This window comes from Mesorhizobium sp. L-8-10 (assembly GCF_016756635.1).
In the GTDB taxonomy this organism is placed as follows: Bacteria; Pseudomonadota; Alphaproteobacteria; order Rhizobiales; family Rhizobiaceae.
The window spans coordinates 4308959-4329648 of record NZ_AP023263.1; the positions used below are offsets into that span (position 1 = coordinate 4308959).

Annotated in this window: 12 protein-coding genes and 1 pseudogene; 9 read left to right on the forward strand and 4 right to left on the reverse strand. The window is 65.8% G+C overall.

From position 1 onward, the window contains the following. Positions 1-2 precede the first annotated feature (2 nt). From JN280_RS19900 to JN280_RS19910, 3 genes are all read left to right on the forward strand, one after another. The gene (locus JN280_RS19900; protein WP_202304464.1) at positions 3-719 is read left to right on the forward strand and encodes a cytochrome c3 family protein; all 717 of its coding nucleotides are present in this window, start codon (positions 3-5) and stop codon (positions 717-719) included. 339 nt (positions 720-1058) lie between these two features. Continuing rightward, a complete protein-coding gene (locus JN280_RS19905) occupies positions 1059-1640 on the forward strand; it encodes a TetR/AcrR family transcriptional regulator (RefSeq protein WP_202304466.1) in 582 nt (193 codons plus the stop codon). A gap of 13 nt (positions 1641-1653) precedes the next feature. Further along, positions 1654-1947 carry a YciI family protein gene (locus JN280_RS19910; protein WP_202304467.1) on the forward strand — a complete coding sequence of 98 codons (294 nt, stop codon included), beginning with the start codon at positions 1654-1656 and terminating at the stop codon, positions 1945-1947. Positions 1948-2337: 390 nt separating this feature from the next. Here JN280_RS19910 and JN280_RS19915 read toward each other — a convergent pair whose 3' ends face one another. After that, entirely contained in the window at positions 2338-3207 is an 870-nt protein-coding gene (locus JN280_RS19915) for a helix-turn-helix transcriptional regulator (RefSeq protein WP_202304468.1), read from the reverse strand. Between the two features lie 299 nt (positions 3208-3506). Between JN280_RS19915 and JN280_RS19920 the strand changes: the two genes are divergently transcribed. Beyond that, a complete protein-coding gene (locus JN280_RS19920) occupies positions 3507-10553 on the forward strand; it encodes an autotransporter outer membrane beta-barrel domain-containing protein (RefSeq protein ID WP_202304469.1) in 7047 nt (2348 codons plus the stop codon). A 526-nt stretch (positions 10554-11079) separates the two neighbouring features. Next, the gene (locus tag JN280_RS19925; RefSeq protein WP_202304470.1) at positions 11080-11607 is read left to right on the forward strand and encodes an invasion associated locus B family protein; all 528 of its coding nucleotides are present in this window, start codon (positions 11080-11082) and stop codon (positions 11605-11607) included. Positions 11608-12072: 465 nt separating this feature from the next. On the opposite strand, the gene JN280_RS19930 is transcribed toward JN280_RS19925, so the two are convergent. The 3 genes from JN280_RS19930 to JN280_RS19940 all read right to left on the reverse strand — a co-directional run bounded on the left by JN280_RS19930 (position 12073) and on the right by JN280_RS19940 (position 16104). Continuing rightward, a complete protein-coding gene (locus tag JN280_RS19930; protein ID WP_202304471.1) occupies positions 12073-12993 on the reverse strand; it encodes a bile acid:sodium symporter family protein in 921 nt (306 codons plus the stop codon). 138 nt (positions 12994-13131) lie between these two features. After that, positions 13132-14340 carry a flavin-containing monooxygenase gene (locus JN280_RS19935; RefSeq protein WP_202304472.1) on the reverse strand — a complete coding sequence of 403 codons (1209 nt, stop codon included), beginning with the start codon at positions 14338-14340 and terminating at the stop codon, positions 13132-13134. A gap of 102 nt (positions 14341-14442) precedes the next feature. Further along, a complete protein-coding gene (locus JN280_RS19940; RefSeq protein WP_210387815.1) occupies positions 14443-16104 on the reverse strand; it encodes a LuxR C-terminal-related transcriptional regulator in 1662 nt (553 codons plus the stop codon). A gap of 523 nt (positions 16105-16627) precedes the next feature. Between JN280_RS19940 and JN280_RS39510 the strand changes: the two are divergent. The 4 genes and pseudogenes from JN280_RS39510 to JN280_RS19955 all read left to right on the forward strand — a co-directional run. Further along, positions 16628-16774: pseudogene (locus tag JN280_RS39510) on the forward strand (dihydrofolate reductase family protein); the annotation flags it as partial. Between the two features lie 2 nt (positions 16775-16776). Further along, positions 16777-17400 carry an MBL fold metallo-hydrolase gene (locus JN280_RS19945; RefSeq protein WP_202304475.1) on the forward strand — a complete coding sequence of 208 codons (624 nt, stop codon included), beginning with the start codon at positions 16777-16779 and terminating at the stop codon, positions 17398-17400. Positions 17401-17517: 117 nt separating this feature from the next. Then, a complete protein-coding gene (locus JN280_RS19950; protein ID WP_202304476.1) occupies positions 17518-18048 on the forward strand; it encodes a dihydrofolate reductase family protein in 531 nt (176 codons plus the stop codon). 405 nt (positions 18049-18453) lie between these two features. Next, entirely contained in the window at positions 18454-19836 is a 1383-nt protein-coding gene (locus JN280_RS19955) for an FAD-binding oxidoreductase (RefSeq protein WP_244741782.1), read from the forward strand. Positions 19837-20690: the final 854 nt, after the last annotated feature.

Sequence of the window (20690 nt, forward strand, 5' to 3'; positions counted from 1 at the left end):
CCATGCAGCGATTGAAGAAGTGGTTGCTCTGGGCCTGGCGCATCATAAGCACGCCGGCCGCGACGCTGAGCCTCGGCTTCCTGACGCTCGGAGGGTTCGTCGGCGGCGTGATGTTCTGGGGCGCTTTCAACACCGCGCTGGAGGTCACCAACACCGAGGCGTTCTGCACGTCATGCCACGAGATGCGTGACAACGTCTATCAGGAGCTCACCCACACCATACATTTCGCCAATCGTTCCGGCGTTCGCGCCTCATGCCCCGATTGCCACGTGCCCCACGACTGGACCGACAAGATCGCCCGAAAGATGCAGGCGTCCAAGGAGGTCTGGGGCAAGATCTTCGGCACCATCGATACCCGCCGCAAATTCCTGGACAAGCGGCTGGAGCTCGCCCAGCACGAATGGGCGCGGCTGAAGGCCAATGACAGCCTCGAATGCCGCAACTGCCACTCGTCGGTGGCCATGGACCTCACGCGCCAGACCGAGCGCGCGGCCGAGATCCATACGCGCTACCTGCTGACGGGAAAGGCGACCTGCATAGACTGCCACAAGGGCATCGCCCATGAGCTGCCCAATATGCAGGGCATTCCGCCGGGCTGGCAGGTGCCGCCCGAATTGCAGGGCGAGACGCTGCCGCAATCCTCGGCGATCGACGCGCTCGACAGTTTCGTCAGGGCGGCGCATGCGGGCCTGCCGGCGCAAGTCATGGCGTTCGATTGAAGCGTTACCCGTGTGATGTTCCCTCGCAGGTGCCGGCCGGATGGCGACAGGCCCAGCCCTTTGTGAGCCTCGTCGATAGCGGAGTGCTCGCGAACCCGCGGCGGCCCTTAAGCTGGCGCTTGAAGCGAATTGCGCAAACGCGCCAGGCGTGGTTCCGGCGTAGCCGGAAATGCGGCCAGCAGGGCAGCGCCAATGCGAGGCTTTGACAAACTAGGTCAATTGTCCTAGTGGTGTTCCGCCATCCAGGGGCAATTCCAGCAAGAGCGCGCAGCGGTCTTGCGTCCGGAATTGCGTAAAGACAAATCGTCAAAGCGGAATGCTGGGGACAATTGACCTGACATGCCGGCGCCATCCACTCGCGAACTGATCGTCGAAAAGGCGGACGCACTCTTTTACGAAGGCGGCTTCGAGGCCACGTCCTTTGCCGACATCGCGGCCGCCGTGGGCATTTCGCGCGGCAATTTCTATCATCATTTCAAGACCAAGGATGACATACTGGATGCGGTGATCGTGCGTCGCATGGAATGCACGCGCGCCATGCTCGACGGCTGGGAGGCCGATGGCGACGGGCCGCGCGAGCGCATCCTGAGCTTCGCCCATATGCTGATCGCCAACCAGGCGAAGATCATGGCCTTTGGCTGCCCGGTCGGCACCCTCTGTTCCGAACTCGCCAAGCTCGATCATGCAGCACAGGACCGTGCTTCCGATATCTTCGGGCTGTTCCGCGATTGGCTCGCCGGGCAATTCCAGGCGCTTGGTGCCGGTGACAGGGCGGAGGCGCTGGCGCTGCATCTCTTGTCGAGGTCGCAAGGGGTGGCGGTCATGGCTACGGCTTTCCGCGACGAAACCTTCATCCGCAGCGAGGTGGCCGGCATCGAGCATTGGCTGGCGACGTTGCCGGATATTTCCTCATCCAACTGACCAAGGAGCGCCCATGTTTGTCACCTTCCTGAAATTTGCGGAGAATCGCGCTGCCGCGCCAGAATTCATGGCGGCGCACAATGACTGGATAGCGCAGGGCTTTGCCGATGGTGCGTTTCTCTGCGTCGGCTCGCTGCAGCCTGCCGCCGGAGGCGCCATTCTCGCCCAGGGAGAAAGCCGGGAGGATCACGACGCGCGCATCTCCGCCGATCCTTTCGTCGAGCGGAGGATCGTGACGGCCGAAACCTACGAGATCGATCCCAAGCGCACCGTTGCCGCGTTGGATTTCCTGAAAGCGACGGTATGAGTTCGACCGCTCCCGGTCCGGATGGTCGTCCGGCGCATGGCGGACTGCCGGCGAAGGGTCATGGCGCTGGATTGAGGCGCCCGGATTGCACGTAGCTGAGCTTAAGACGCCATCCGATGATTGTTGAACCGATGGCGCGTAGGAAGCGCAGGGTATCGTCGCCGGACGCCGCCGCGCTGCCCCTCATCCGCCTGCCCGTCCTCCGCAGCAGCTGCTGCGGAGGACGGGCAGGCGGATGAGGGGCTTTTCGCGGCGTCGCCGAATCCCTTATCCAACTGAAGCGAAAAGTTTTTTGGCGTTACTCTCGTGGTAGGGACAACACGGCTTCGAGGTCGTCGGGGACGCCGATCTCGCTGCCATAACTCCGAGCAAATCATCCGTCTCACAGTCTCATTCCGCAGGCTGCTCGGCCTTCGGCCGCGTGCCCCATGCCTCCGTCGTCAGTTTCCACAGCGGCGGAAGCCGGGTAAAGGGCGGGATGGTATGGGCAATGACGGCCACTGCCAGCCGGCCCTCCGCGCCCAGCTTGCTGTAGAGCGCCTTGACATGCGCCTTGACGGTGTCGATGCCGACATCGAGGATCGCCGCTATATCCTCGTTCGACTTTCCCTCCGCAAGCCACGCTGCGACCTCGACCTGCCGGCCCGTCAATTCGGGAAACGCAAAGCGCAGGCGATCGCCCGGCTTGAGTTTCGCAAGGGTCCGTTGCTGGGCATGCCGGTAGGCACGCAGGATATGCGGGCGGAATGCTTCGAGACGGTCACGCTCCTCGTCGCTGAAGGCCGGCCGGCCCAATAGCCGGTAGCCGGACAGCCTGACCACATAGCCCTCGTTCTCGATCACGATCGAGATGATGCGGCGCGCGCCTGAGGGCAGGAACACTTCCCTGGCCATGGGCAGGCCGAGATAGGTCTCCTCGTCGAAGAAATCCGATTCGCGCAGCGCCTTCTCGCCGAAGAAGCCGGGATCGCCCTGCCAGAAAGGATGCGTGTGCGCATGGCGGCTGAAGGCCGCCATGCTCCTTGCTCTCGCCTCGGGATCATCGCCCACCGAGACCAGGGCGCGGAGGTCGCGACTCGGGGGATGGAATTCGGCATAGGCGACGACCTCGGCGTCGACGAGCCGGCCGACGCCGTCGAACAGCAGCCGCGGCAGTTCGCGCAGATCAGGCTCGTTTTCATAGAGACGGATGATCTCCTGGCTGAGCGCTTCGTCGGCGATCTTACCCTTCGGGGTAATAGGCGGCTGGAGAACTGTCATCTACCTTCCGGTCAATTTGGCCTACCTCGAATGGTGGATACCCTTATCCATTCGGTTGAAGCGATCTTACGAATGGGCGCTGCGAACGCAATGCTCCTTTGCAACCGGAGGCGGCAGTTTCTTGTCCGCTACCCGGCACAAGGAACACGCGTTGCTGAGCCGGACCAATGGGACGTGAGCAAATGATGAAGCGCAGCTCGTATTGCCGCTCGACAACCGGATCGCCGTTGCGGCGGAAAGCGGAGGCGCGTTCCAGAACGGCATCCAACGAAAGGTGCGATCCCGGAGCGGCAAGGCCCGTGCAGGCCGGCCGGCCGGCGACGGCTGGACGGCAGTCCGCGGTTCTGGGGAGCCTGGTCACCGGCCTGCTCGGCACCGCGGCCTGGTTCGCGCTTCCCGGCCAGACCCTGGCGCAGGAAAACTACTGCAGCGTCCAGAACAACGTCTATGGCTGCAACATACCAGCGGGAACCTATACCTCCCCGGTCAGCGTCGTTGAACCGTTTGACAGCGTCATTCAAAAGCAGAGCATGACCGTCACGAATTTGGGCGGCATAAACATAATATCGTCATCGGAACCCGCCGGGGCCTGGGGCATCGCTGCCTTGTCAGCTACTGCCAATGGGGTCTTCTTAGGGCAGGTCAGCAACGGCGACACCTACGGAATGACCATCTCCAATCAGGGTGCGATCGGCCTTACACCGGGCACTGCGACGGGGGTCGACAACTATATTTTCGGCATCTACGTGCTGCAGGCGGCCGATGTCGGCGGCTCCTCCGAGAGCGGTGTCACCCTCACAAACTCCGCCGCGATCGACATGAACCTTTCGGGTGTTCAGGCATGGGGCGGCGCCGCCATCCGGGCAACGGACCAGGGAGGCACATCGCTTGGAGCCTCCACCGGTGCGGCGGTCACCAACAGCGGCGCGATCACCGCCACGATGTCCGGGCAGCAGGGTTTTGCCGGCATCCAGGCGGTTTCGCTCGGTGGCGACGCTGGCCCCAGCGAACAGGGCGGGTCCGCGGGCACGGCCTCGATCGTCAACTCGGCGGCGGTGGACGTCACCTGGACCTGGCAGGATGTCGGGAGCATCAACAACGGCGTCTACGGTCTCCAGGCGCTTTCCCAGGGCGGCAATGGTGGCAGCAACGACGACGGCGCCGGCGGTACCGGCGGCAGCGGCGGTTCGGCGTCGGTCACGCTCACTGAGGGCGGCGATGTTACCGTCAATGTGAGCGACACGCCGCCAAGCTCCAGTGCGCCGTACAGCGCCGGCGTCCTGGCGGCGGTCATCGGCGGCGACGGCGCAGCGGGAGCTGGCGGCAAGCACTACAGCGGCGGCAACGGCGCGGCGGCCGGCGGGCCTGCCCAGATATCGGTCACGGATGCGAGTGTGGTTACCACCGGCGACCTGCTGCCCGGCATCTTCGCGCTGCTCCAATCCGGTGCCGGCGGGGCCGGCGGCTGCCAGGACGGCAAGGACTGCGAATACAGCGATACTCATGGCGAGGAAAACGCCGGCTATGCCGGGCATGTCCTCGGCGCAGGCTCCATCACGGTCGGTGCGCAGTCGCAGCCGGTCACGGTATCGACCACTGGCGATCAGTCCGCAGCGATCCAGATGTTCCTGTTGGGTGGCGACGGCGGTAACGGCGGCTCCGACAATGCCCTCTCAAACGACCAGGACGCCGGCAATGGCGGCAATGGCGGCGTGGTCTACGGGCAGGCCACCGTCACGCTTGGCGGCACCGGGCAGAACCTCGTCACGGTTACGACGGCGGGCGACAGCTCGCCCGGTATTAATGTCGCCAGCCTCGGCGGCAACGGAGGGTTGGGCGGCTTCTTTCATGCCGGATCCGGTGGCACGAACAGCGGCGGCATCGCAGGTTCCGGCGGATCGGCCGGCGACATCACTATCGCGCTGACGGCCGCCTCGATTGCCACAAACGGGGCTACCTCTTCGCCAGGCATCGTCGCTCAGTCCATCGGAGGGACAGGCGCGGAGGGAGGCTCGGTCACCGGCAGTAACAGCGCGAAGGGCGGAGGAGGCGGCAACGGCGGCAACGGCGGCGCCGTGACGGTTACGCTCGACAGCGCCTCATCGATCACCACGCAGGGTGCCGATTCGATTGGAATCCTGGCACAGAGCGTCGCCGGTGCCGGCGGCAATGCCGGCACCGCCAACGGCGAGGACACCAGCACCGGCGGCGACGGTGGCTCCGGCGGTGCCGGTGGCAACGTGACTGTGGAGAACGACGGCGCGATCACCACGGCCGGAGCGACTGCCCGCGGCATCCTTGCTCAATCGCTCGCGGGCGCGGGCGGAACAGGGGGCTCTGTGTGGTCCATCTTTCACAGCGGCGGCGGGACAGGCGGTGCCGGTGGTAGCGTCGGCGCCGTCAGTGTGACGAACAGCGGCTCGATCGCCACCAGTGGATCGAATGCGCAGGGCATCCTGCTGCAATCGATCGGCGGCAGCGGCGGTGCCGGCGGACAGGCCAGCGGCCTGTTCGACTCGGTCGGCGGCAACGCCGACACCAATCCGCTTGCTGCCGACGGCAACAGCGTCACCTTCACGTCGGACGGCGGCAGCATCCTGACGACCGGCATCTCCGCGACCGGGGTAATGGGCCAGTCCATCGGCGGTGGCGGCGGTGACGGCGGCGGTGCCTCGAGCATCTTGGTCAGCGTGGGCGGCAGCGGCGGCGCCGGCGGCGACGGCGGGACGGTCACGGCAACGCTCGGCACTGGCACGCAGATCGTCACGGAGGGCGACGCCTCGGCGGCCGTCCTAATGCAGTCGATCGGCGGCGGCGGCGGCAACGCCGGCAACGCCAGCAGCGACGGGCTCTTCAAGACGGTCGCCATCGGCGGCAGCGGCGGCAGCGGCGGCGTCGGCGGCGATGCCACGATCAGCGCTGACGGAACGACGATCGTGACCAGCGGGTCGACGTCGGCCGGCCTTTTGGTGCAGTCGATCGGTGGCGGTGGCGGCGTCGGCGGCCAGGCGTTGTCCGGCGCGGTTGGCCCGGGCGTCGCGTACGCGATCTCGGTCGGCGGCAGCGGCGGCGACGGCGGCCGCGCCTACACGGCGGCAGCTACCGTTTCGGGCGGCAGCCTGATCGCGACGGGACAAGGTTCCTGCACCTCGTCGTCGTACTGCAACACGCTTCCGGTCAACAGCTACGGCGTCGTGGTGCAGAGCATCGGCGGCGGCGGCGGGTTCGGCGGCTCGGCGCTGGCGGAGGCGGTCGCGCTTGCGATTCCGGTGTCGGAGGATGTCCAGGTCGGTGTTGCCGCGGGCTCTGCGGTCGGCGGGACGGGCGGCGGCGGCGGCGTTGGCGGGACGGCTCAGTTCGCCCTGTCGGACGGCAGCGCGATCGCCACCAGCGGCCAGGGCTCCACGGCCGTGCTGGTGCAGAGCGTCGGCGGCGGCGGTGGCGTCGGTGGCAATGCCTCTGCGCTCGCCACCGTGATTGGATATGACTACACGCCCGAGAACGCCACGTCGCTCGCCGTCACGGCAACCTTCGCGACGGGTGGCGATGGCGGCGTCGCCGGCAATGGCGGTGAGGTGCTGGTGGTGCTCGGTGGCACGATCGCGTCGGATGGTACCCCCTCGCAGGATCCGGCCGGCAGTGCCGCGACCACCATCGTCACCTATGGCGACTATGCGAACGGCGTGACGGCGCAATCGATCGGCGGCGGCGGCGGCGATGCCGGTTATGGCAGCGGCAATACGCAGTCCTTCGGCACCGGCACCAGCACGTCAATCGGCGTTGTCCAGGGCTCGAGCGGTGGGAGCGGCGGCGATGGCGACGAGGTGGATGCCTATCTCTTTGCCGGAAACGGCATCACGACCTATGGCTCGGGCGCAATCGGCATTGCGGCGCTGTCGGTCGGTGGCGGTGGCGGCTCATCCCAGGGTGGCTCCCTCAGCGTTGCCCAGAGCTTCACGGCAGGCGGCCAGGACTACAAGCCCAGCCTGAACATCGAGATGGGCACCACCGGCGCTGGCGGCGGCGCAGGCGACAACGTTTCGGTCACCGTGGCGGCCCCCATCGCGACCCATGGCGGCGACGCGACCGGCGTGCTGGCGCAGTCGATTGGCGGCGGCGGCGGGCTCAGCGGCTCGGCCGGTGCCGATGCGTCGGCAGACAATCCGATCGTTCCCGGCCTTGCTGCGCGCGAGGGGACGAGCGAGGTTGCCGGCTTCCTTAAGAACTATTTCAGCGGCGATGATCAATCCCTTCCGACGGTCGACGCCACTTTCTCGCTTACGATAGGCGGCTCGGGCGGCGCTGGCGGCATCGGCGGCACCGTTTCTGTCGACCTTTCCGCGGCCATCGCGACGGCCGGCGACTGGGCCAACGGCATCGTTGCGCAGTCGATCGGCGGCGGTGGTGGCAAGGGCGGCACTGCCGCCGCAAGCGGCACGGGCGGGATCCCCGAGATCACCATCAACGCCGACGTGGCCCTGGGGGGCAGCGGTGGCGCCGGTGGTGACGGCGGCCAGGTGACCGTCAATCTGAGTGAGGGCGATACGGCCATCGGCACCGCCGGCTACGCGGCGGCGGCAGTGGTCGCGCAGAGCATCGGCGGCGGCGGCGGGATGGGCGCCGACGGCTCCGACAGTGCGGCGGGCCTGATGTCCGTGGGCGGTTCCGATGGCGGCAGCGGCGGCGGGGGCGGCGACGGTCAGTTGGTGACGCTGAATTACGGAAACGCCGGCGGCACCCATATCACCACCACGGGCGACGCGGCCGACGGCATCGTCCTGCAATCGGTCGGCGGCGGCGGCGGCATCGCGGGCGCGGGCAGCAGCCTCTTCATTCCCTCGTTCCTGATGTCCGACCAGATGCTGTCCCTTACCGCGGGCGGCAGTTCGGCCGTGGGTGGCGACGGCGGCGACGTGACGCTCGAGGAGAATTACTTCAGCGTCGACAACACGCTCGACATCTCGACGGGCGGCGATTTCGCCTTCGGCATCCTGGCGCAGTCGATCGGCGGCGGCGGCGGCCTCGTGACCGTTCAGCCGAGCGCGGGGACCGTGACGACAGAACTCGGCAGCACGGCGGGGAGCGGTGACGGCGGAACCGTACAAGTCTTCGCCACCAACGTCACAGTCGTCACCAATGGTATCGCGGCGCATGGCATTGTCGCGCAGTCGATCGGCGGCGGCGGCGGTCTCGTTCGCGTGGCGGATGCGAGCAACGATAGTCCTGCGCTGACGACCTCCTGGGACGGGGTCAACCTGGGCCTGAATCAGGGAAGCGGAAGCGGCGGAGACCTCGTATACGTCTATGCCGGCGGCGGTGGCAGCGTTGCCGTGAGCGGCGCAGGCGCGGTCGGCATCCTGGCGCAGTCGATCGGCGGCGGCGGCGGGCTGGTCATCGACGACGACTCGATGTTTGCCGGCTCCTCCAACGCAGCTTATCGCGAGGTCTGTATCGGAACTTGCGGGAGCGGCGGTGCCGTCACAGCGTGGGTGGACGTGGGTAGCACGGTGTCGGCTACCGGTGAGAACGGCATCGGCGTTTTCGCGCAAAGCCAGGGTTACGGGACGAACGGGCAGATCATCGTCAAGGTGGATGGCACCGTAACCGGCGGGAGTGGCGCCGGCGCCGCCGGCATTTGGTTCGATGGCGGCTCGTCCAATGAGCTCACCGTAAGCGGGACTGTCACCACAGTGGACGGAACGGATGGCACGGCCGTCATGGCCACTTCCGGGACAGCTTCTGGGACAGTGACCATTGCCAACAAGGGCACGATCACCGGCTCGATCTATGGCTCGACCGATTCGGGTGCCGTCTCCGCGGCCACGAGCGCCGCCTTCGCCCTGAAGGCGGCGTCCGGACCCTCGGTGACCATGCACAATCGCGGTACCTATCACGCCGGCGCCGTGATGGATGGAACGCTTCGCAACAGCGGCACCGTGAATGTCGGGATGCCGGGCGAGCTGCGTGTCACCAGTGTCACCGGCGATTTCATCCAGACCGGTGACGGCCGGCTCGGCGTGACCGTCGATTCCCTCAACGCCACCGCCAGCCACCTCAAGGTCGACGGTTACGCCTCCATCGACGGCCTCGTCGTGCCGACGGCGGTGACCCTTCTGCCCGGCTCGCTCGCCGTGGCGACATCAGGAGATCTCGACACCACGGCCGACGCATTGGATTCGCTGCTGTTCCGGTGGGATGCCGCGCAATCCGGCAACCAACTGGTCATCACGCCGCACGCGAACTTCAAGGCGGACGGGGTTTCCCTGACCGCCAGCCAGGCGACGCTCGCCGATCACTTCGGCCGGAAGTGGGACGCCGCCGACCCCGCCTTCGCCAGGCATTTCGCCACCCTGTCCCACATCGATGGAGCGCAGGACTATGCGGCCGCCCTCGACGAATATTCGAGCAAGGATATCTATGCGCAGGCAATGGCCCTGGCCAATTCGGCGGGCACCATTCTCGGCTCGTCGATGAGTTGCCCGGTCTTCGTCGACCAGAAGGTGCAGCTCGAGGAAGACACCTGCCTCTGGCTGAGCGTCTCCGGCCGCTGGAGCGATCAGGACGCGACGGGCGAAGTTCAGGGCTATGACGTCACGACCACCAGCTACCGCATCGGCGGCCAGTACGAGGTTGCGCCAGACTGGTTTCTCGGCGGCTCCTTCGCCTATGGAACCACCTCGGCGACGATGGATGGCGGCTCCTTCGGCGACGGCCAGACCTTCGACGGCTCCATCGCGCTGAAGCACACGGCCGGCCCCTGGCTGTTCGCCGGTTCGGTGGCGCTGGCCCAAGGCTCGTACGATGTCAGCCGCCAGGTCAATCTGCCTGCATTCATCGCGCCGCTGGAGAGCGATCCCAGCATCCTGCTCGCCGGCGCGCGGCTGCGCGCCGCCTACCAGTTCACCTTCGACGACTGGTACATCCGGCCCTATGGCGATCTCGACGTGGTCTATTCGCATATGCCGGGAGTGCAGGAAACGGGCTCTCCCCTCTATGCGCTGGATCTCGGCAGCAGCAGCAGGACCAATGTCGCGCTTTCGATGATGGTGGAGTTCGGCGGCCGTGTCGATCTGGACCCGCAGACGACGCTCAGGCCCTACGCCGCCTTCGGCGTCAGCTACCTGCCGGACAACAACCGCACGATCGACGGCCGCTTCGTCAACGAAACCGTCGACAGCGGAACCTTCACCGATTTCCTGGAGGCGCCGGAGGTGCTCGGCCGGATCGACCTCGGCCTGCAGCTCTACAGCGGCAACCGCTTCGACGTGAAGGCCGGATATACCGCCGACATCGGTGATTCCTATCTGAGCCAGACCGCCAGCGCGCGGGTCGGTTTCCACTTCTGATGCCAACGGCCGCAACATCGACCGTTGGAGCGCGACCGCGCGATCCACGCCCGTGCTTTCCGAGTACGATTTCGGGCCGATGCGGTAGCGCGAAAGCCAAGCGGCCCGGAGGGGCCGCGCCGGCGATTGGGTCAGCGGCTGCGGCCTTCTGTCTTCTCCCCGTCCTTCACGGGGAGAGATGCCGGTCCACCCTCCGCAGCTGCAGCGCAGCTGCTGCGGAGGACGGGCAGGCAGATGAGGAGCGGCGCAAACGCCACAAAAATCGCTCCTCGACGTCGCGCCCTCGGAGTTTGAGATGCCCTGGAATGCCGTTGGCATGATGCCTTCTCTCCGGTCCGGCCCTGTCTCCACAGCCTTGCCGGATCGGAACGCTTGCCTGCGGCATCGCGGTCGGGCAATTGTTGCAGATGCGTCGGCCCGAAGATCGGCATCGGTTTTCGGGCCGACGCGTCGTTTCAAACGGATAGGGCGTCATTATCGCGTCGAAGGCACGCGCGGCGCTCCACGACAAAGGGGGTTATGGCCGATGTCGGGTTCATCAAGGATTTGTGCGGTGACCGCTGCCGCCCTCATGGCGCTTTGCGCGTCGGCCGTAGCCCAGGAAGCCGGCCTGCCGGGCGGTGCCTCCTCGCTGAAGGAAACCTATGAGGATTGGGAGCTCTCCTGCCAGGCGACGCCGAAGCCGGTCTGCGCGGTTTCCCATCAGCAGTCGCAGCAGAACGGGCAGCGCTTGCTGGCGATCGAATTGGGCAAGGGGCAGGAGGGTGGCGTCGCGGGCAATCTCGTCCTGCCCTTCGGCCTGCAACTCGCCGCCGGCGCAACGCTTCAGGTCGACGATGGTGCAGCCGGCAAGCCGCTGCCTTTCTCCACCTGCCTGCCCGCCGGCTGCCTTGTGCCCCTCAGCTTCGACGCCAAGGCTGCCGCGCCGCTGCGCGCAGGCACGACGCTCAAGGTCACCGTCAAGAGCCTCGACCAGAAGGACGTGGCCTTGTCGGTATCGTTGAAGGGGCTGGCTGCGGCGCTGGATCGGTTGAAGGTGCTGGTCGGGGCTTAGGGGGCGGGGGCTGGCTGGCCATCTCGGCGGTCGCGGCTGACAACGTGGACGGATATCGACTCGGCATTTCGGCCAGCCAAGCCGAATTGGGAAAAGGGCTCGTTGTGAGCCTGGAAGCAGAAGTTCGCGCCGCCGATTCGAAATGTCGGCTTCGCGCCAATAGCGGTCATTCCGGCGCGTACCTGACGATCCCCAAAGCGGTCGTTTGTCAGTTGCTGAGCCGCGGCGTCTGCACTGCCGCGCCGAACAGGCGCTGGCAATCAGCCCGCGTCAGTCACCCGGACGCAGGCTGCTCGGGCGCAATGAACAGTCTTCCGAGGCGGTGACCGCGGGGCCATGCGCGGACCAGCGAACTCGATCGGTCTCGCCCTCGATCCTGAACTCGTTGCCTAGATTCCCGCCCCACAGCTTCGTGCGGAAGCTGCTGTCGTCCGTATTCTGGGCCTCTTCGACACCGGGGGGCGATCATTCCGCCGCCTGCGGATTGTCGGCGACGGGCATGCGCATCCACATCGCCGCGATGGCAAAGCCTACCGTGAGGTGGACGACGCCCCAGAGAATGGACGTGATTGCGACGCCAGCCAGCTCGGGGAAGAACGCGACGGCCAGGCCGATCGCGAGCGCGACGTTCTGGAACGCGACTTCGAGGGTGACTGCCCGACGGTCGGCGGCCACAAGGCCCGAAGCACGAGCGAGACCCCAGCCCAACAAGACGGCAACGGTGAAGGTGACGAGAACCGGGGGGAGCGCGATGCTGGCGAAGCTGCCGAGGACGCTCATGTTGCCCAGCAGCAGAATCGCCACAACGACGGCGAATACAAGACCGGCGATGCGGCGTACCCAATGCCGGATATTGTCGGTGGTCGCGGGACTCTTGGCGCGGATGATCATGCCCGCCGCGACCGGGACAATCAGCATGATGAGCAGCACCATGACCACCCGTACCGGCTCGATTTCGATCCGTTCGATCATCGCCCGGGTCTCGGGGTTCATCGAGGCCCAGAACGCGAACAAGAGGGGTGTGACGACGATGCTGAACAATGTGGAGATCGCCGTCATGCTGACCGAGGTGGCCACGCTCCCTCGCGCCACTCCGGTCAGGTAGTTCGACAGCGCCCCGGCGGGACAGCAGGACACGAGCAGCAAGCCGAGCGCGATGCTTGGCGTCGCCGCCATCAGCATGCCGATGCCGGAGGCGGCCGCCGGCAGGACGAGGTACTGGGCAGCCAGTCCGACGCCGGGCGCCCTGGGGCTCTTGAGAACCCTGCGGAACTGGTCCCAGGTCAGGTCCAGCGCCACGGCAAAGACCAGAAAACCAACCATGACAGCGACGGCCAGCCCGGCCCTTGGGCTGAAGTTGAACAGAGCCTGATCGATCGATTCCATGTCTTTCACCTTTGAATGCGCGGGGGCGGAGCCGGCTGTTCGCGACTTGCGAGGGGTGGAAGCGCTTGCGGCGCTGGCGCGCGATCGTGGCCGCCATCGCCCACGCTTGTTTCAGCGGGGACTCCGGGAGGCGCGGCATCAGCCATTTCTTGCAGCGTCAATCCAGCCCACGACACGGCGGGCGTCGCGCCCGACGCCTGAGACCAACGGCGAGGACACTGCATATTGGAAATGAAGCCCGGCGAAATACAGCCCAGCCACGTCGGTTGATTTGCCGAACCGGTGGCGAGGGTCGCCGCGCCCGTCCAGGACCGGCAGGTCGATCCAGTCGAAGCCGGGATCGAAGCCGGTGCACCAGATCACGCTCGCAAAAGCGACTTCTGCGCCGTCGTCGGCGACCGCCTTGCCGTCTCTGATCCGGGCGATTTTCCCGATCCGCCGCACCCCGGCGCGCTTCAGCTGACCCGGCCGTGTCCGGATCAGCGGCATGCCGTGACCGTGCATCCTGGAGCGGAACTTGCGCCCCATCGGCGTCCGCATCGTCAGAATGCGATGAAACAGTCCGCGAATGACGAGGCGAACCAGCAGTTTTCGTCCAAGGAAGCCGACGGGATCGAACGGAATGTGGCCGACGTCACGTCCGGACAAATAGACCTTGTGCGTCTTGGCCAGGTCCATTGCGATCTCGGCGCCCGAGTTGCCGGCGCCGACCAGCAGCACCGGGCCGTTCGGAAGCTGGGCGGGGTTACGGTATTCGTGCGAGTGCATCTGGAAAACCTGCGGGTCCAGATCGTTGGCCAAGGCCGGCAGGCGCGGCTTCTGATAGCTTGCCGCCGCGACAACCACGCGGTCCGCCTCACAAACGCGGTCCTTGGTTTCCAGGCGGAAGCGGCCGTTCGCCTTGTGCAGCCGCCTGACCGGCTCGTTCACGCGCACCGGCAGGTCGAATTTCGCGGCATATGCTTCGAGGTAATCCGCCATCTCGTCCTTGGTGGGAAAGGTGTCCTTGTGCGCCGGGAAACGATAGCCGTCGAGCGAGTCGAACTTCGCCGGCGTGAAGAGGCGCAGCGAGTCCCAGCGGTTGCGCCAGACGTCGCCGACGCGGGGCGCACCCTCAAGGATGACATGGTCGATGCCTCTCCGCTTGAGGTGATAGCTGACGGACAGTCCCGCCTGGCCGGCGCCGATCACCACGACGTCGTGACGTTCGGGCCTGGCTTCGGCCGGTTGCCGGAGCGATGCCGCCGGGAATGTGTCCGGTTGGGTTCTGAGCAGATTCCCCGTTTCCACCAGGTCGGCGGGGTGGCGGCCGGTGCGGGCCCTGTCGGATGTGCGTGTGTCGGCCATGGCTCTTCTCCTGTGGTCGTTGCGGAGACGAGCCTAGTCCTCTGGACACGCGGCTTTCATCGTTCGTATGACCCATGCCGCATCTTTCAGGAATGGGGTGTTCTACCCATTCCGCCGCGCGTCAATCGAGCCGGTCTGCAAGCCCTTGGCAACGGCGGCGGCGCGCGAGGAAACCCCGAGCTTGTTGAAAATGTTCTCGACATGGCGGTTCACTGTCTTGGGGCTGAGCCTGAGTTGCCTGGCGATCTCGCGGTTCGTGCCGCCGTCGGCGACCAGCGCCAGCACCTGCCGCTCGCGCGCCGTCAGATTGTCGGCTCCCGCCGCCGTGGAACCGGCCCGCAACTCGAGAATTCGCGCCAGATCGGGCGCCGCGCCGAGCTCCTCGAAAATATTCTCGGCTGCGTCGAACTCCCTTTCGGCGCTTTCGGTGTCGCCGAGCTCCGCGCAGGCACGCCCGATGTCGACGCGCAGACGCGCAACGAGATAGGGCGCGCCGAATTCCGACCAGTAGCGCCGGGCTCGGGTGAGCGGGGGGACCGCGTCGCCGAACTGACCGCGCGCCAGCGCCAGCGAGGCGTGTCCCTGATCGGCCACGCGGGCGAGGATTTCCGTGCCGAAGCGCTCCGCGATGTCCGACATTTCGCCGCACAGCCGTTCGGCGGCGTCCAGGTCGCCGCAGGCGATGAATATCTCGATGCCCGCGGGCAGCAGTGCCACCTTGCGGGGCATGTCGCCGGCCGTTTCTAAAGCGCGCCGAATCCCGGCAATCGCCTCCTCGCGCCGGCCCTGTGCAAGGCGCAGCAGCGCCAGTCCGGGCTGCGGGTCCACCCCGATTTCACCGGCCAGGCGATACTCGGCATCGGATTTGTCGAACTCGCCGCGCAGGCGCAGGATCTCCCCGCGCCGGTAGGCGGCATTGGCCATCGCGGTGTGCTCGGTCGTGCCACTCAGGCCGTCACCGGCGCGCTCCGCCTCCTCGAAGGCTTCTGCCCAGTGGCCCTCGAGTTGGAACACCTCGGCCCGGTGCACCTGGCAGACGCCGTTGAAGGCCCTGGCCTGGGGATTGCGCCGGCACCAGTCGGTGAGGATCGAGGTCCATTCGCGCGCGCGCACCATCTCGAGAACACGGCAGCAGGAGGCAACGATCTCGCAATAGACCACGCCGCATACCACCGGCGAAAGCCGTCGGCCGTTGGCGAGCAGCATTGCCTCGTCTATCGGGACATACCCCTCGTCGATGCGTCCGAGCCGAAAAAGGATTCCGCCCTTGAGGCTGCCAGCCATGGCGATCAGGTCGGGATCGTCTCCTTTCTCTCCGATGGCGATTGCATTGTCTGCAAGTTCGATCGCCGCTTCGTAGTCGCCTTTTCCCCGGTGCATGTAGACTTGAGGAAGGAGCAGATACCCGCGTTGCACGCAATCAGGCGCGGTCTGTTCGGCATGTTTGGCTGCGCGCTGAAGCCAGCCGGATCCCAGTCCGACCTCTCCGATCAGCATGTTCCGCAATCCGCACCAGAATGCCGTGCGTGCGCTTTCCTCGTGGTTCTCGTTGGCGGAGAATTGCGCGTAAAGCCGCTCCAGCCCGTCGAGCATGACCCGATCCTGCGCCGAAATCCCCGCAGCCCAGACCAGTGCCTCGAGGTCGTCGGTCCCGAGCTCCGACTCGGCGTCCGCATTCAGGAACAATTCGACCGCGTCTGCCCAGGCACCCCTGTCGTAAGCAGCCCGCGCGGCACGAATTGTTTCAAGCGGGTTCAGTGACATCTCGTCAGGAAGGGTACACCACTGCTACGGAATACAGAAACCTGATATCCGAGTTCAGAGGCCCCGCAGCAGGACTGCGGTTGATGCTGACGTGGGGATCGGAGCGGAACGACATCCCGAAAGCTGCCAATCCGCTGACGTGAAGAGTTTCGGGCGCCGGCAGGCGTACGAAAGTCCCCGAGGAAGGAACCCGCGGGCCACGGGCAGCGGCTGTGGGGATTTCGATATGCGGCCGGTGTCGGCGATGGCGCGACCCCCGCCAGGAAGCGGCCGGGTTGATGCGGCCGGACCGCTTCGGCTTTCAGCAACCCGGTCTTGTCGGCTTCATATCAGGTCGCGGATGACGATCAGGCTCCGGCGCTCCCCCAGGGCATCGAGAGTCGGATTGATCTGGCAGCCCGGGCGTGGTCATTCATGCGCACTCCAAAAACCGATTGCAATTTAAGATCAATCGATCTAACTTGAAACTGCTTGCATAACGCAATCAGAGCCGCGGATATGCCGCGTGAGGAAAGGAAGTGGCCTGGCCAAGCTCGTGTTCGAAATGAACCAGTCCGTGGGCGGCTAAGTCGACCATATGGCGTTTGAGCCGAGTCCCACGTTCTTCCGCCACTTCATCGAGGACATGCGCGACCTGGCAAGCAGCGTGCAAATGTTGACGGAGATGAGAAGATGAACGCCCCCGCCTCGATCACCATCACGCCAATCCTCGTTGCCGACCTGCTTGTCGAGGGCGGGCGGATGCCGGTCTACGTGCACGTCATTGACCACCCCGATGCGCGCGTACTGGTCGACACCGGCATGACGGAGCTGCACCCGGCGGTGGCCGACCTCGATCCCCGCCTCCATCCACTGAGCAGGCAGGACTTCGACCTTGCCGGCATCGACATCGTCGTCAACACACACCTGCACGCCGACCATTGCGGCGGCAACCACCTCTTCGGCGACAAGCCGATCTACGTCCAGCGTCGGGAGCTCGACGACGCGCGCAGCGAGGACGAGTACACCATTCGCGAGTGGGTCGATGCGCCCGGCGTGCGGTATGTGCCGGTCGACGGCGAACTCGAACTGCTTCCCGGGCTCCGGCTTGTCCCGGCGCCGGGCCACACAGCCGGCATGCAGGTCGTCGTCGTCGAGACTGGCGGGCGCCCGGTCGTCGTTGGCGGCGACGTGGCGGTCTGGTTTGGCGAGCTCGACGAGCCGCACACCGAAGGCCAGCTGCGGGTGCACGCGCTGGAACCCGAGCTGGTCTGGCTCGCGCACGAGCACGAGCCGTGGCGACCCCGCACCGCATGAGGCATCACGCCGGCGCTTGCTGGGTGGGGGGAGTACATATCAAATCCAACTGCGCCCTGGCGCAGACCATTTTGCATTGCGCCCCGGTCGCGCGGCGCTTGGGAGGAGAAAAAAGGCATGGCCAAGCTCGTGTTCGGAATGAACCAGTCCCTGGACGGCTACGTCGACCATATGGCGTTCGCGCCGAGCCCCACGCTCTTCCGTCACTTCATCGAGGAGGCTCAGGGCCAGGCGGGCAGCCTGTACGGTCGCAAAATCTACGAGATCATGCGCTACTGGGATGACGATCATGCTGAATGGGATGCAGAACATCACGCCTTCGCGGCGGCGTGGCGCAACCAGCCGAAATGGGTCGTCTCGCGCTCGTTGAAGTCGGTCGGCCCCAACGCCAGGCTTGTTGAGGGTGATCTGGAGGGCGCGATTCGCGCGCTGAAGGTCGAGCGCGACGGGGAGATCGAAGTTGCTGGCCCGGACTTGGCGCAAAGCCTCACCGAACTTGGCTTGATCGATGAGTATCGAATCTACCTGCACCCCGTCGTGCTTGGTCACGGCAAGCCGTATTTCGCCGGCCCCCGGCCGCCGCTCCGCCTTATGACCAATGATCGGATTGGCGAGGATGTGATCAGGTTGACCTACGTTCCTGCTTGATCTCGCGACTCGCCGGATCGAAATCGTCGCAGAAGTCCGGTCTCGGGTTGGGGTGCGGGCAGAAACCGCTCGGGGAGGTGCGCTGCCATCCTGGCGGCGAGGTTGGCCAGCTTCAGTTCCGGCCAGGATCGCGATGGATCGGGGCGCCCCCTTTGCCCCCCGCGCACCCGGCATCGGAGTTCCCACCCGATCCGCTACAATTTGCGCCCCTGCTCACCCCTGAAACAATCGAAACACTCCCACGCCGCTTCAGAAAAACACCTGAAAAGAAACCGGTGTAAGACAAGCACAGCCGCATGGATGCGGCAGATTCAACCGGCGATCAGCAAATATCCAGGGCGCGGGACGTTGTGCTCGTCTGCGCTGCGGCGCCGATATGACTTGCTCCGAACCTGAGAGATCAAGATGCAGAAGGCAATGACCCCACACGACTTCCCCGGGCGGCTCCGGGCGGGCCTCATCGGCGAAAACCATCCGGCCTATGACGAGGCGCGCGCGCTCTACAATGCCGCGATCGACAAGCGGCCGCGCTGGATCGTCCCTTGCGCCGAGGTCGAAGACGTCGTCGCAGCCGTCAATCATGCCCGGCAGTGGAACCTGCTCGTCGCCATTCGCGGCGGCGGCCACAGCGGTCCGGGCTTCGGCGGTTGCGACGGTGGCATGGTCATCGACATGTCGCCGATGAAGCGGGTCGACGTCGACCCGCATACCCGTACGGTTCGTGCCGAAGCCGGCTGCACGCAAAGCGAGGTTGATCGCGCCACCAGCGCCCATGGGCTGGCTGTGCCGGCAGGCCTCGTCTCGACCACCGGCGTGGCAGGGCTGACGCTGGGCGGCGGCACAGGTCATCTCACGCGCAAGCACGGCCTCACCATCGACAACCTGCTCGCCGCCGAGGTCGTGCTGGCCGACGGCAGCGTCGTGACGGCGAGCAAGGACAAGCATCCGGACCTGTTCTGGGCGCTGCGCGGCGGCGGCGGCAATTTCGGCGTCGTGACGGCCTTTTTCTTCCGGGCGCACCCGGCGAAGGACGTCTATGCCGGGCCGATCTTCTACGACATCGCCGATGCCGCCGAGGTCATGCGCTGGTATCGCGACTTCCTGCCCGGCGCGCCGCGGGAACTGGGCATGTTCTTCGGCATCAAGACCGTGCCGTCCTGCGATCCGTTCCCGCGCGAGATCTGGGGCAGGCGCATCTGCGCGCTGATCAGTTGCTACAACGGCACGGAAGAGGAGGGCATGCGGGCGATGAAGCCGGCGCGCGACGCGCTGCCGGCGCCGCTGATGGACGGGATGATGCAGATGCCTTTCGTCGATCTGCAGGGCCTGTTCGATCCGCTACTACCGAAGGGGCTGCAATGGCACTGGAAGGGCGACTATGTCGACGAACTCTCCGATGCGGCGATCGCCGCCCATGTCGAGCACGGCGCGAAGAGCCCCAGCGAGCTGTCGCTGATGCATCTCTACCCAATCGACGGGGCGGTCCAGGACGTGGCTTCCGATGCCACCGCCTGGGGCGCCCGGGGCGCGCGCTGGTCCATGGTGATCGCCGGCATCGATCCCGATCCGAAGAAGGCGCCCGAGCTCAAACGCTGGGCGAGCGACTATTGGGCCGCGGTGCACAAGCACAATCCGCATGGCGGCGCCTATGTCAACTTCATGATGGATGACGAGGGCGAAGCACGCCTGCGTGCCGCCTACGGCGACAACTACGACCGGCTCGTCGCGGTCAAGCGCGAATACGACCCGGCCAATCTCTTCCGGGTCAACCACAACATCCGGCCTTGAAGCCAGGCCTGCCCGCCCTTCGCTGAAAAAGGGGCGGGCAGGCGGGCGTATGGATCGACCCGCTGATACGGCATCTCGGCACGGGTGCTCGATCAGCAGGAATTCATGTCATGGATGGCAGGCGCACATCTCTGCAGTCGATCAATCCTTGCTGACCACCGTTGACACCGGCGCCGCCACAGTGAATTTTTGACGCCTGCTTTCAACGTGATGAATTGCGTCCGCCGGCTCCGGCCGAGTCGCCTGAGCATATCTCCCGAAAGTGTGCAGCGGTTTCGGGAAAAAGAGGCATGCACCAAATCAAAAACCTGCAGGGTGTCGCGTGAATCTTTCCACAATACACGACGCAGCGGTCGCGGGTGATCAGCGGCAACATATCCGCTTCGTCATCCACGGACGAGCGCACGCAGCGAAGCGGAGGGCGCACCGATCCGTGGATCCATTCCGTGACCGATCCGAAGGCCGCAGACGGTCGAGGAAGAGGATGGCTCCCCGATCCATCCGCCCAAGCCCAGCACATATTCTGCATCGAAGCAGTCAACCGCGATTTTCACGGCATGGATTCTCGGGTCTCCTCGCCCACGCTTCGCGTAGGCTCGGGCCCGAGAATGACGAAGGTAGGGCAGCGCGCCACCCCCAAACGGGGTCATCATTCACTCTGTCGTGTACTATGGAATCCTTCTTCACACGACGCGCTGGTGGAAGTACATATCCGCACAACGAGGCGAGCCCTCCCGGCAGGCGGTCCTCTCCGATCCTTCGCGAGATGTCGGCAGGCCGGCGAGGGCGGCGCGAGCGCCGCAAGCATTGCCCCGTCACCCTGCCTTCGACGGCATGCCTGAATAACAGGCCCG